This is a genomic window from Enterobacter cloacae complex sp. HYC033_NIDB, assembly GCF_056673335.1.
In genome coordinates this window covers 4,016,537-4,030,512 of sequence record NZ_CP115123.1, presented here as the reverse complement: position 1 = coordinate 4,030,512, position 13,976 = coordinate 4,016,537, and the positions used below count along the sequence as shown (strand labels likewise).

At 55.9% G+C, this 13,976-nt stretch carries 9 protein-coding genes; 4 read left to right on the top strand and 5 right to left on the bottom strand.

Annotated elements, in window-relative coordinates; translation table 11 throughout:
• Positions 1-77: 77 nt before the first annotated feature.
• The gene (gene glpT / locus O1721_RS19295) at positions 78-1,430 is read left to right on the top strand and encodes a glycerol-3-phosphate transporter (RefSeq protein ID WP_003859423.1); all 1,353 of its coding nucleotides are present in this window, start codon (positions 78-80) and stop codon (positions 1,428-1,430) included.
• A gap of 11 nt (positions 1,431-1,441) precedes the next feature.
• On the top strand, positions 1,442-2,503 hold the full coding sequence (gene glpQ / locus O1721_RS19290; RefSeq protein WP_032648933.1) for a glycerophosphodiester phosphodiesterase: 1,062 nt from the start codon (positions 1,442-1,444) through the stop codon (positions 2,501-2,503).
• Between the two features lie 83 nt (positions 2,504-2,586).
• Here glpQ and yfaE read toward each other — a convergent pair whose 3' ends face one another.
• The 4 genes from yfaE to ubiG all read right to left on the bottom strand — a co-directional run bounded on the left by yfaE (position 2,587) and on the right by ubiG (position 7,435).
• On the bottom strand, positions 2,587-2,841 hold the full coding sequence (gene yfaE / locus O1721_RS19285; RefSeq protein WP_003859419.1) for a class I ribonucleotide reductase maintenance protein YfaE: 255 nt from the start codon (positions 2,839-2,841) through the stop codon (positions 2,587-2,589).
• Positions 2,841-3,971 (bottom strand): class Ia ribonucleoside-diphosphate reductase subunit beta, encoded by a 1,131-nt coding sequence (nrdB, locus tag O1721_RS19280; protein WP_026080618.1) that lies wholly within the window; start codon positions 3,969-3,971, stop codon positions 2,841-2,843. Before nrdB ends, yfaE begins: the two co-directional genes overlap by 1 nt.
• 100 nt (positions 3,972-4,071) lie before the next feature.
• Positions 4,072-6,357, bottom strand: a complete 2,286-nt coding sequence (gene nrdA / locus O1721_RS19275; protein ID WP_023295072.1) for a class 1a ribonucleoside-diphosphate reductase subunit alpha — start codon at positions 6,355-6,357, stop codon at positions 4,072-4,074.
• Positions 6,358-6,706: 349 nt separating this feature from the next.
• On the bottom strand, positions 6,707-7,435 hold the full coding sequence (ubiG, locus tag O1721_RS19270) for a bifunctional 2-polyprenyl-6-hydroxyphenol methylase/3-demethylubiquinol 3-O-methyltransferase UbiG (protein WP_006811346.1): 729 nt from the start codon (positions 7,433-7,435) through the stop codon (positions 6,707-6,709).
• A gap of 146 nt (positions 7,436-7,581) precedes the next feature.
• On the opposite strand from ubiG, the gene gyrA reads away from it, so the two are divergent.
• A complete protein-coding gene (gene gyrA / locus O1721_RS19265; protein ID WP_017693022.1) occupies positions 7,582-10,218 on the top strand; it encodes a DNA topoisomerase (ATP-hydrolyzing) subunit A in 2,637 nt (878 codons plus the stop codon).
• Positions 10,219-10,353: 135 nt separating this feature from the next.
• Entirely contained in the window at positions 10,354-13,200 is a 2,847-nt protein-coding gene (gene rcsC / locus O1721_RS19260; protein ID WP_017383412.1) for a two-component system sensor histidine kinase RcsC, read from the top strand.
• A 111-nt stretch (positions 13,201-13,311) separates the two neighbouring features.
• Here rcsC and rcsB read toward each other — a convergent pair whose 3' ends face one another.
• Positions 13,312-13,962 (bottom strand): response regulator transcription factor RcsB, encoded by a 651-nt coding sequence (gene rcsB, locus O1721_RS19255; RefSeq protein ID WP_003859405.1) that lies wholly within the window; start codon positions 13,960-13,962, stop codon positions 13,312-13,314.
• Positions 13,963-13,976 lie beyond the last annotated feature (14 nt).

Here is a 13,976-nt window from a genome sequence, read left to right as displayed (position 1 = left end):
GTGATTTCTTAACATCGCCGCCTCTGTAGCCGGGCGCGAGATGCCCGGTCATTTTTTGAAAGGCCACGGAGGCTGTTATGCTCAGTATCTTTAAACCTGCGCCACATCGGGCGCGACTGCCAGAGGCAGAGATTGATCCTCTCTACCGCCGTCTGCGTTGGCAAATCTTCCTCGGGATCTTCTTCGGGTATGCGGCGTACTATCTGGTACGTAAAAACTTTGCGCTCGCCATGCCGTACCTGGTGGAGCAGGGCTTCTCTCGCGGCGATCTGGGATTTGCGCTGTCGGGGATCTCCATCGCGTACGGTTTTTCGAAGTTCATTATGGGGTCGGTGTCGGATCGCTCGAATCCGCGCGTGTTCCTGCCCGCCGGCCTGATCCTAGCGGCCGCGGTGATGCTGTTCATGGGCTTTGTGCCGTGGGCGACCTCCAGCATTGCCATCATGTTCGTGCTGCTGTTCCTCTGCGGCTGGTTCCAGGGGATGGGATGGCCGCCATGCGGACGCACCATGGTTCACTGGTGGTCACAGAAAGAGCGTGGTGGAATTGTTTCGGTCTGGAACTGTGCGCATAACGTCGGGGGCGGGCTTCCGCCGCTGCTGTTCCTGCTGGGGATGGCCTGGTTCAACGACTGGCATGCCGCGCTCTATATGCCAGCCTTTGGCGCCATTCTGGTGGCGATTATCGCCTTCGCTCTGATGCGCGACACCCCACAGTCCTGCGGCCTGCCGCCGATTGAAGAGTACAAAAACGACTACCCGGATGATTACAGCGAGAAGCACGAAGAAGAGCTGACGGCAAAGCAGATCTTCATGAAGTATGTGCTGCCAAACAAGCTGCTGTGGTACATCGCGGTGGCGAACGTATTTGTCTACCTGCTGCGCTACGGGATCCTCGACTGGTCGCCAACCTACCTGAAAGAGGTGAAGCACTTCGCGCTGGATAAATCCTCCTGGGCCTATTTCCTGTATGAATACGCGGGCATTCCCGGCACGCTGATCTGTGGCTGGATGTCGGACAAAGTGTTTAAGGGCAACCGTGGGGCGACGGGCGTGTTCTTTATGACGCTGGTCACCATCGCGACGGTCGTTTACTGGCTTAACCCGCCGGGGAATCCGGGTGTGGATATGGCCTGTATGATCGTCATCGGCTTCCTGATTTATGGTCCGGTTATGCTGATTGGTCTGCATGCCCTGGAGCTGGCGCCGAAGAAAGCGGCAGGCACGGCGGCAGGCTTTACCGGTCTGTTTGGCTACCTCGGCGGTTCGGTCGCTGCGAGCGCCATCGTCGGCTACACCGTCGACTTCTTCGGCTGGGATGGCGGCTTTATGGTGATGATTGGCGGCAGCGTGCTGGCTGTTCTGCTGCTGGTTGTTGTGATGATTGGTGAAAAACGTCACCACGCCGAAGTGCTGGCGCGTCGTCAATAAGGAGCATTGCGATGAAATTAACTCAGTTAGCGACAGGTCTGCTGCTGGCGGGCCTGATGACAAGCTCCGCGCTGGCGGCGGATAAGATCGTGATCGCCCACCGTGGCGCCAGCGGTTATCTGCCGGAGCATACGCTGCCGGCAAAAGCGATGGCCTATGCCCAGGGCGCGGATTATCTGGAGCAGGATCTGGTGATGACGAAGGACGACCAGCTGGTCGTTCTGCATGACCACTATCTTGACCGCGTGACGGACGTGGCGGAACGTTTCCCGGATCGCGCCCGTAAAGATGGTCGCTACTACGCCATCGACTTCACGCTGGCGGAGATCCGCTCGCTGAAGTTTACCGAGGGCTTCGAGATTGAAAACGGTAAGAAGGTACAGGTCTATCCGGGACGTTTCCCGATGGGCAAGTCTGACTTCCGTATTCACACCTTCGAAGAGGAGATCGAGTTTGTTCAGGGGCTGAACCACTCGACAGGAAAAAATATCGGTATCTACCCGGAAATCAAAGCGCCGTGGTTCCACCATCAGGAAGGGAAGGACATTGCCGCGAAGACGCTGGAGGTACTGAAAATGTACGGCTACACCAGCAAGCAGGATAAGGTTTTCCTGCAATGTTTCGACGCCGCGGAACTGAAGCGCATCAAAACCGAGCTGGAGCCGAAAATGGGGATGGATCTCAATCTGGTGCAGCTGATTGCGTATACCGACTGGAATGAAACCCAGGAAAAACAGCCGGACGGGAAGTGGGTGAACTACAGCTACGACTGGATGTTTAAGCCGGGCGCGATGAAGCAGATTGCGCAGTACGCCGACGGCATCGGGCCGGATTACCACATGCTGGTGGCGGAAGGCTCAACGCCGGGTCACGTGAAGCTGACGGCGATGGTGAAAGAGGCGCATGCGAGCAAGATGCAGGTGCATCCGTATACCGTACGCGCAGACCAGCTGCCGGAGTATGCGACGGACGTGAATCAGCTTTACGACGTGCTGTATAACCAGGCGGATGTGGACGGGTTGTTTACGGATTTCCCGGATAAAGCGGTGAGCTTTTTGAAGGATAAACGCTGAAATTGCCGGGTGGCGGCTGCGCCTTACCCGGCCTACGAACTGCGGTTTTGTAGGTCGGGTCAGCGAAGCGCCACCCGACATAATTACATCTCGATCTCAATATCGCCTTTTGCCCGGCAGCAGCAGGGCAAAATCTCCCCTTCACTGATAAAGGCCAGCGGTTCGGTCAGCCAGTCTACCTGGCCTGCGACCAGACGGCAGCGGCAGGAGCCGCAGTAGCCTTCACGACACTGGTACTCTACTTCTACCTGATGCGCTTCAAGCGCCACCAGCAGAGAAGGGTGCTCTTCCTGGCACAACACCTCTGTACCAGAAAGGCTCAGCGTTACGCGGCTCATCAGAGCTGGAAATCGCTCAGGTCGTCGGTGTTGACTTCAGAATCAATCTGACCGACCAGATAAGAACTCACTTCCACTTCCTGCGGCGCAACCTGCACGTTATCGGACACCAGCCAGGTGTTGATCCACGGAATCGGGTTAGAGCGCGTCTGGAATGGCAGATCGAGACCCACAGCCTGCATGCGGATGTTAGTGATGTACTCCACGTACTGGCACAGAATGTCTTTGTTCAGGCCAATCATGGAGCCGTCGCGGAACAGGTAGTCTGCCCACTCTTTCTCCTGCTGGGCGGCCAGCACGAACAGATCGTAGCATTCCTGCTTGCACTCTTCGGCAATCGCAGCCATTTCCGGGTCGTCCGCGCCGCTGCGCAGCAGGTTCAGCATGTGCTGAGTCCCGGTCAGATGCAGGGCTTCGTCACGGGCGATCAGGCGGATGATTTTGGCGTTGCCTTCCATCAGCTTGCGCTCGGCAAAGGCGAAGGAGCAGGCGAAGCTCACGTAGAAGCGGATCGCTTCCAGCGCGTTAACGCTCATCAGGCACAGGTACAGCTGCTTTTTCAGGGCTCGCAGGTTTACGGTAATGGTTTTGCCGTTCACGTTATGCGTGCCTTCGCCCAGCAGATGCCAGTAGCTGGTCATCTCGATCAGCTCATCGTAGTAGTGCGCAATGCCTTCCGCGCGCTTCTGGATCTGCTCGTTGGTGACGATATCGTCAAACACCACCGCCGGATCGTTCACGATGTTGCGGATGATGTGGGTGTAAGAGCGGGAGTGGATCGTCTCGGAGAACGCCCAGGTTTCCACCCAGGTTTCCAGCTCAGGAATCGAGATCAGCGGCAGCAGCGCCACGTTCGGACTACGGCCCTGGATGGAGTCCAGTAGCGTCTGGTACTTCAGGTTGCTGAGGAAGATGTGCTTTTCGTGTTCCGGCAGCGCCTGGAAATCGATACGGTCGCGGGAAACGTCAACTTCTTCCGGACGCCAGAAGAAGGAGAGTTGCTTTTCAATCAGCTTTTCGAAGATGTCATATTTTTGCTGATCGTAGCGTGCCACGTTGACCGGCTGGCCGAAGAACATCGGCTCTTTGAGCTGGTCGTTTTTCGTCTGTGAAAAGGTGGTATATGCCATTGCGGTGAGTCCTGTTGAGATTTTATTGCCCGGCGGCACTGCGTTTGCCGGGCCTACAAAACCGTAGGCCGGGTAAGCGTAGCGCCACCCGGCGAAGTGCTTAGATCTTACATGCGCCGCTTTCGCAGCCATCGTCCTGAATTGACGGCACCAGGTCGTCCTGGGCGTCTTCCGCACCATCACGGGTGTTGTGATAGTACAGCGTTTTCACGCCAAATTTGTAGGCGGTGAGCAGGTCTTTCAGCAGTTGCTGCATCGGAACCTTGCCAGACGGGAAGCGCGTTGGGTCGTAGTTGGTATTGGCAGAGATCGACTGGTCGATAAACTTCTGCATGATACCCACCAGTTGCAGATAGCCGTCGTTGTTTGGCATTTCCCACAGTAGCTCGTAGTTGTCACCCAGCGTTTCGTAATCCGGCACCACCTGACGCAGCACGCCGTCTTTCGACGCTTTGATGCTGACGTGGCCGCGCGGCGGTTCAATACCGTTGGTGGCGTTAGAGATCTGCGACGAGGTCTCGGACGGCATCAGGGCAGAGAGCGTGGAGTTACGCAGGCCGTGGGTCTTGATGGACTCGCGCAGGCCTTCCCAATCGAGATGCAGCGGCTCGCTGACAATCGCATCCAGGTCTTTCTTGTAGGTGTCGATTGGCAGAATGCCTTTCGCGTAGGTGGTTTCGTTGAACCACGGGCACGCGCCTTGCTCTTTCGCCAGCTCGTTGGACGCTTTCATCAGGTAGTACTGAATCGCTTCGAACGTCTGGTGCGTCAGGTTGTTGGCGCTGCCGTCGGAGTAACGCTTGCCGTTTTTCGCCAGCCAGTAGGCGAAGTTGATCACGCCGATACCCAGGGTGCGACGGCCCATTGCACCGCGTTTAGCGGCCGGGATTGGGTAATCCTGGTAGTCCAGCAGGGCGTCGAGCGCACGAACCGCCAGCACCGCCAGCTCTTCCAGCTCGTCCAGGCTCTTAATCGCACCCAGGTTGAACGCGGACAGCGTACAGAGCGCGATTTCACCGTTTTCGTCGTTCACGTCTTCCAGCGGTTTGGTCGGCAGGGCGATCTCCAGGCACAGGTTAGACTGGCGCACTGGCGCAACCACCGGATCGAACGGGCTGTGGGTGTTGCAGTGGTCAACGTTCTGGATGTAGATACGACCGGTAGAGGCACGTTCCTGCATCATCAGGGAGAACAGATCGACCGCTTTCACGCGCTGCTTGCGGATGCTGTCGTCTTTTTCATATTTGGTGTACAGACGCTCGAACTCGTCCTGATCGGCGAAGAACGCGTCGTACAGACCCGGGACGTCGGACGGGCTGAAGAGGGTGATGTCTTCCCCTTTCAGCAGACGGGTGTACATCAGCTTGTTGATCTGCACGCCGTAGTCCATGTGACGCACGCGGTTGCCTTCCACGCCGCGGTTGTTCTTCAGAACCAGCAGACTTTCCACTTCCAGGTGCCACATCGGGTAGAACAGGGTCGCTGCACCACCACGCACGCCGCCCTGAGAGCAGGATTTTACTGCCGTCTGGAAGTGCTTGTAGAACGGAATACAGCCGGTGTGGAACGCTTCACCGCCGCGGATCGGGCTGCCCAGTGCACGGATACGGCCGGCGTTGATGCCGATACCGGCACGCTGGGAGACGTATTTCACGATGGCGCTGGAGGTCGCGTTGATGGAATCCAGGCTGTCACCACACTCGATCAGTACGCAGGAGCTGAACTGACGGGTAGGGGTACGCACGCCAGACATGATTGGCGTAGGCAGAGAAATCTTGAACGTAGAGACCGCATCGTAGAAACGCTTCACGTAGTCCAGACGGGTTTCACGCGGGTAATTAGAGAACAGGCAGGCGGCCACCAGAATATAGAGGAACTGGGCGCTCTCGTAGATTTCGCCCGTCACACGGTTCTGAACCAGGTATTTACCTTCGAGCTGCTTCACCGCCGCGTAGGAGAAGTTCATGTCGCGCCAGTGATCGATAAACCCGTTCATCTGCTCGAACTCTTCTTCCGTATAGTCTTCCAGCAGATGCGTGTCGTATTTGCCCAGCTCGACCATTTTCACTACGTGATCGTAAAGCTTCGGCGGCTCGAACTGGCCGTAGGCTTTTTTACGCAGGTGGAAAATCGCCAGACGCGCAGCGAGGTACTGATAATCCGGTGCGTCGCGGGAGATCAGATCTGCCGCGGCTTTGATAATGGTTTCGTGGATATCAGACGTTTTGATGCCGTCGTAGAACTGAATGTGAGAACGCAGTTCAACCTGGGAGATAGATACGTTGTTCAGTCCTTCTGCTGCCCAGTCGAGAACTCGATGGATTTTGTCCAGATTGATACGCTCGGTGGTACCGTCGCGCTTTGTCACCAGCAGACTCTGATTCATGTGGGTTTTTACCTGTCCGTGAAATAAAAAAATATCCCCCGCTTATCCACAGAACCGTCTTGTGACTAACTCTGTGGATAAATACTACATATAGGGGTTTTGCGATAAGAAGAACGCTATATGGTGAGTATTCTAGTATCGAATCTTTTCAGCACAAGGGTTGATTTTGACGTTAAATTGAGGTTGTGAAAGGGTAAAAAAGGCTAAGTCCTCGTGCCGTAAGGCCTGGAAGAGATGTCAATAATTAAGAAAAAAAATTCAAAATTTGATCGAGTGCTGATTTCTTCAACGGGAGGTCAGAATTGCGCAACATGATGTCGCGCAATCATTATAAGAATAACGGATGACGTTAGTCGTTTTTGGCGGTTGTGTGCAACATATAGTTAACATCCACGCCCGGGGCAAGTTTGAATTTATCCGTCAGCGGATTGTAGTGCAGGCCCGTCATGTGCTGCTCCTTAAGCCATGTCTGGTCAACCCAGCCCAGCAGTTCGGCAGGCTTGATGAACTTCTTCACGTCGTGCGTCCCTTTCGGCACCATGCGCAGCACGTATTCCGCGCCTACCACGGCCATCAGCCAGGCTTTGCCGTTGCGGTTGATGGTCGAGAAGAAGACCTGTCCACCCGGTTTCACCAGTTTTGCACAGGCGCTGACCACCGACTGCGGATCGGGAACGTGCTCCAGCATCTCCATGCAGGTCACCACGTCATACTGGTGCGCATGTTTTGCCGCGTGCTCTTCCACGGTTTCCTGGACATATTCTACCTGTACGCCGGACTCCAGCGCATGAAGACGCGCAACCTGTAGAGGTTCGAAGCCCATGTCCAGACCGGTGACGGTGGCCCCTTCACGTGCCATACTTTCCGCCAGGATGCCGCCGCCGCAGCCGACGTCGAGCACTTTCTTACCGAACAGACCGCCGGAACGCTCCGCGATATAGCCCAGACGCAGCGGGTTAATACGATGCAGAGGTTTGAACTCACCTTCGAGATCCCACCAGCGGGACGCCACCGCTTCAAATTTGGCAATCTCTTCGTGGTCAACGTTGTGAGCCACCGGGGATTTTTCGGCATTCATGGGCGCTTTTACTCCTTATTTAGCAAGACAAATGAGTATATCAGGCAATCCCTGTGAATAAAGCGTATAGGTTTACCTGTATCACCGCGGCTGTGTTATAATTTGCGACCTTTGAATCCGGGATACAGTAGAGGGATAGCGGTTAGATGAGCGACCTTGCGAGAGAAATTACACCGGTTAACATCGAGGAAGAGCTGAAAAGCTCCTATCTGGACTATGCGATGTCGGTCATTGTTGGCCGTGCGCTGCCGGACGTCCGCGATGGCCTGAAGCCGGTACACCGTCGCGTACTATACGCCATGAACGTATTGGGCAATGACTGGAATAAAGCCTACAAAAAATCTGCCCGTGTCGTTGGTGACGTAATCGGTAAATACCATCCTCATGGTGATTCCGCGGTGTACGACACCATTGTCCGTATGGCGCAGCCCTTCTCGCTGCGTTACATGCTGGTAGATGGTCAGGGTAACTTTGGTTCTATCGACGGCGACTCCGCCGCGGCAATGCGTTATACGGAAATCCGTCTGGCGAAGATTGCCCATGAGCTGATGGCTGACCTGGAAAAAGAGACGGTTGATTTCGTTGATAACTACGACGGCACGGAAAAAATTCCTGACGTTATGCCAACGAAGATCCCAAACCTGCTGGTGAACGGTTCGTCCGGTATCGCCGTCGGTATGGCAACCAACATTCCACCGCACAATATCACGGAAGTGATCAACGGCTGCCTGGCCTACATTGACGATGAAGACATCAGCATTGAAGGGCTGATGGAACACATCCCGGGCCCGGACTTCCCGACGGCGGCAATCATCAATGGCCGTCGCGGTATTGAAGAAGCGTACCGCACCGGTCGCGGCAAGATTTACATCCGTGCCCGCGCCGAAGTGGAAGCGGACGCTAAAACCGGCCGTGAAACCATTATTGTTCACGAGATCCCGTATCAGGTGAACAAAGCGCGACTGATTGAAAAAATCGCCGAGCTGGTAAAAGAAAAACGCGTTGAAGGCATCAGCGCGCTGCGTGACGAGTCTGATAAAGACGGTATGCGCATCGTGATTGAAATCAAGCGCGACGCGGTGGGTGAAGTTGTGCTGAACAACCTTTACTCCCAGACTCAGCTTCAGGTCTCCTTCGGTATCAACATGGTTGCGCTGCACCATGGCCAGCCGAAGATCATGAACCTGAAAGAGATCCTGAGCGCGTTCGTGCGTCACCGCCGTGAAGTGGTGACCCGTCGTACCATCTTCGAACTGCGCAAAGCGCGCGACCGTGCCCATATCCTTGAAGCACTGGCCGTTGCGCTGGCGAACATCGACCCGATCATCGAGCTGATCCGCCGTGCGCCGACGCCGGCAGAAGCGAAGGCGTCGCTGGTTGCGCGTCCATGGGATCTGGGCAACGTGGCGGCAATGCTGGAACGTGCCGGTGATGACGCCGCGCGTCCTGAGTGGCTGGAACCGGAATTCGGCGTGCGTGACGGTCAGTACTACCTGACTGAACAGCAGGCCCAGGCGATTCTGGATCTGCGTTTGCAGAAACTGACCGGCCTTGAGCATGAAAAACTGCTCGACGAGTACAAAGAGCTGCTGGAGCAGATTGCCGAGCTGCTGCATATCCTGGGTAGCGCAGAGCGCCTGATGGAAGTGATCCGTGAAGAGCTGGAGCTGGTTCGCGATCAGTTCGGCGACGAGCGTCGCACCGAAATCACAGCCAACAGCTCTGATATCAACATTGAAGATCTGATCAACCGCGAAGACGTGGTAGTGACGCTGTCTCACCAGGGCTACGTGAAGTATCAGCCGTTGACCGACTACGAAGCACAGCGTCGTGGCGGTAAAGGCAAATCTGCGGCGCGTATTAAAGAAGAAGACTTTATTGACCGTCTGCTGGTGGCCAACACCCACGACACGATCCTCTGCTTCTCCAGCCGGGGCCGTCTGTACTGGATGAAAGTCTATCAGCTGCCGGAAGCGAGCCGTGGCGCGCGGGGTCGACCAATCGTCAACCTGCTGCCGCTGGAAGCGAACGAACGTATCACCGCTATTCTGCCGGTACGCGAGTACGAAGAGGGCGTGAACGTCTTTATGGCGACCGCGAGCGGTACCGTGAAGAAAACTGCGCTGACCGAGTTCAGCCGTCCACGTTCTGCCGGGATCATCGCGGTGAACCTGAACGAAGGCGATGAGCTGATTGGCGTGGATCTGACCTCCGGTTCCGATGAAGTGATGCTGTTCTCTGCCGCCGGTAAAGTGGTGCGCTTTAAAGAGAACGCCGTGCGCGCAATGGGTCGTACGGCGACCGGCGTGCGTGGTATCAAGCTGGCGGGTGAAGACAGCGTGGTTTCCCTGATCGTTCCGCGTGGCGAAGGCGCAATCCTGACCGTCACCCAGAACGGCTACGGTAAACGTACGGCGGAAAGCGAATACCCGACCAAGTCACGCGGCACGCAGGGCGTTATCTCCATCAAAGTGACCGAGCGCAACGGTTCCGTTGTTGGCGCGGTGCAGGTGGACGACGCGGACCAGATCATGATGATCACCGATGCCGGTACGCTGGTGCGTACCCGCGTGTCTGAGATCAGCGTGGTGGGTCGTAACACCCAGGGCGTTATCCTCATCCGCACTGCGGAAGATGAAAACGTCGTCGGTCTGCAACGCGTTGCTGAGCCGGTGGATGACGAAGAGCTCGACTCTATCGACGGCAGCGTTGCGGAAGGGGATGATGAAATCGCCCCGGAAGCGGACACCGATGATGAAGTAGCGGATGACGCTGACGAGTAACGTCTCCTGACGCATAAAGGGCCGGTTTCCGGCCCTTTTGTTTTGCGCAAGCAGACAAGTGAACGTTGCGACAAGCCGCGTTTACCGCTACCTTAACCACATTCTTTTTGACCCCGACGGCGGAGCCTCGCCCCTTTGAAATACCTCGTCTCCTTTCGTACCACGTTAAAAGTCTCTCGCTATCTGTTTCGGGCGCTTGCGCTACTGCTATGGTTGCTGGTGGCACTGCTCTCGGTGTTTTACATCGTTAACGCGTTACACCAGAAAGAAGCGGAGATCCGCCAGGAGTTTAACTTAAGCTCGGATCAGGCTCAGCGCTATATCCAGCGCACGTCTGACGTGATGAAAGAGCTTAAGTATATTGCTGAGAATCGACTCACGGCGGAGAACGGCATTCTTGCTATCCGCGGTCGGGATGAAAAAACCGAAGTACCTGATTTCGAACCGCTCTTCCCGGACTCCGATTGTTCCGCCATGGGCAAAGCCTGGCGTGGTTCACTGGAGTCCCTGTCATGGTTTATGCGCTACTGGCGCGATAACTTCTCGGCCGCCTACGACCTGAACCGCGTCTACCTGATTGGCAACGAAAATCTCTGCATGGCGGATTTCGGCCTGCGGGATATGCCCGTCGAACGCGAAGACGCGCTGAAAAGTCTGCATGAGCGTATAGTGAAATACCGCAATGCGCCTCAGGAAGAGCGCGGGAACAACATCTTCTGGATAAGCCAGGGGCCGCGCATGGGCGTCGGCTATTTCTATGCCCTGACTCCGGTTTACCTCGGAAACCGCCTGCAAGCGCTGCTGGGGATTGAACAAACCATCCGCATGGAAAACTTCTTCACGCCGGGCAGTCTGCCGATGGGCGTGACCATTCTGGATGAAAACGGCCATCCGCTCATCTCCCTTACCGGCCCTGAAAACCGCCTGAAGGTGGAACCCAGCTGGATGCAGGAGCGGTCATGGTTTGGCTATACCTCCGGGTTCCGCGAGCTGGTGCTGAAGAAAAGTTTACCGCCATCGTCGCTGAGCATTGTCTACTCGCTGCCGGTGGACAAGGTCCTGGAGCGCATTCGCATCCTGATCCTTAATGCCATTTTGCTGAACATCGCGGTAGGCGTCGCGCTGTTTATGCTGGCGAGAATGTATGAGCGGCGGATCTTTATTCCGGCGGAAGCGGATGCTCAGCGTCTGGAAGAGCATGAGCAGTTTAACCGTAAAATTGTCGCCTCGGCGCCGGTGGGGATCTGCATCCTGCGTACTCAGGACGGGACAAATATCCTCAGTAATGAGCTTGCCCATAACTACCTGAACATGCTCACGCATGAAGACCGCCAGCGGTTAACGCAGATCATCTGCGGTCAGCAGGTTAACTTTGTGGATGTGCTGACCAGCACCCACACCAACCTGCAAATCAGCTTCGTCCATTCTCGCTACCGCAATGAAAACGTGGCCATTTGCGTGCTGGTGGACGTCTCTGCGCGCGTGAAAATGGAAGAGTCATTGCAGGATATGGCGCAGGCGGCGGAGCAGGCCAGTCAGTCGAAATCGATGTTCCTCGCGACCGTCAGCCATGAGCTGCGAACGCCGCTGTACGGCATTATCGGTAACCTCGACCTGCTCCAGACCAAAGAGCTGCCGAAAGGGGTCGACCGGCTGGTGACGGCCATGAACAACTCGTCCAGCCTGCTGCTGAAAATCATCAGCGATATTCTCGATTTCTCTAAAATTGAATCCGAGCAGTTGAAAATAGAGCCGCGCGAGTTCTCCCCGCGCGAAGTGATGAACCATATCTGCGCTAACTACCTGCCGCTGGTGGTGCGTAAACAGCTTGGGCTGTACTGCTTTATCGAGCCGGATGTGCCGCTGACGCTGCATGGCGATCCGATGCGTCTGCAACAGGTCATCTCAAACCTGCTGAGCAACGCCATCAAATTCACCGATATCGGCTGTATTGTGCTGCACGTCTGTCGGGCAGGGGAGTACCTGACCATTCGCGTGCGCGACACGGGTGTTGGCATTCCGGCGAAAGAGGTCGTTCGCCTGTTCGATCCGTTCTTCCAGGTGGGAACCGGCGTCCAGCGTAATTTCCAGGGGACCGGGCTAGGTCTGGCGATTTGCGAGAAGCTTATCAGCATGATGGACGGGGATATCTCCGTCGATACTGAGCCGGGTATGGGCAGCCAGTTCACCATTCGTATTCCGCTCTATTCGGCACACTATCCGGCGAAAACTACGGTCGACGGGCTGAGCGATAAGCACTGCTGGCTGGCGGTGCACAACGCCTCCTTACATGATTTCCTGACCTCGATGCTGACCAGCAGCGGCGTGCGGGTTTCACGCTACGAAGGCCAGACGCCGGACGCGGATGACATGCTGATCACCGACGTTGAGCCGGAGCAGGCGTGGGCGGGGCGCGGCGTAGTGATGTTCTGCCGCCGTCATATCGGTATTCCGCTTGAGCGTTCGCCTGGGGTATGGGTGCACAGCGTGGCGACACCGCACGAGCTGCTGGGCTTGCTGGCGCGTATTTACAGCGTGCAGCTTGAGGACAGCGACGGCGCCACCGTGCTGGCTTCCCCTGATGAGCTGGCGTCGGTGAACGACGATATGATGATTCTGGTCGTCGACGATCATCCGATTAACCGTCGTCTGCTCGCAGATCAGCTTGGCTCTCTGGGCTATCAGTGTAAAACGGCCAATGATGGCGTGGATGCCCTGAATGTCTTAAGTAAGAACCATATTGATATTGTGCTCAGCGATGTAAATATGCCTAACATGGACGGCTACCGTCTGACGCAGCGTATCCGACAGCTGGGGCTGACGCTGCCGGTGGTGGGGGTGACAGCCAACGCGCTGGCGGAGGAGAAGCAGCGCTGTCTGGAATCGGGAATGGACAGCTGCCTGTCGAAGCCGGTCACGCTGGATGTACTGAAGCAGACACTGTCCGTGTATGCGGAGCGGGTACGAAAAGCGAGACAATAAAAAAGGCCCGAAAGGGCCTTTTTTATGTACCCGGCGGCGCGGCGCTTGCGCGGGCCTACGGGGTCTGTAGGCCGGGTAAGCGCGAGCGCCACCCGGCGTAGACAGCGAAGATCAATCTTTGTCCGTTGCGCTCAGCGTCACGGAAGAGAGATAGTTCAGCAGGGCGATATCGTTATCCACACCCAGCTTCATCATCGCGGATTTTTTCTGGCTACTGATGGTTTTAATACTGCGGTTCAGCTTCTTGGCGATTTCAGTGACCAGGAAACCTTCAGCGAACAGACGCAGTACTTCACTCTCTTTAGGCGAGAGACGCTTGTCGCCATAGCCACCCGCACTGATTTTTTCAAGCAGGCGTGAGACGCTCTCAGGAGTGAATTTTTTCCCTTTCTGTAGCGCCGCCAACGCTTTTGGCAGATCGGTAGGTGCGCCTTGTTTCAGCACAATCCCTTCAATATCGAGATCCAGAACGGCGCTCAGGATCGCCGGGTTATTGTTCATGGTCAGAACAATGATCGAAATGTCCGGGAAGTGGCGTTTAATGTATTTGATGAGCGTGATCCCATCACCGTACTTATCTCCAGGCATGGAGAGATCGGTAATGAGCACGTGCGCATCAAGTTTAGGCAGGTTGTTAATGAGGGCTGTGGAATCTTCAAATTCACCGACTACATTCACCCACTCGATCTGTTCAAGTGATTTGCGAATACCGAACAGTACAATCGGATGGTCATCGGCAATAATTACGTTCATATTGTTCATGTATAAGGCTACCT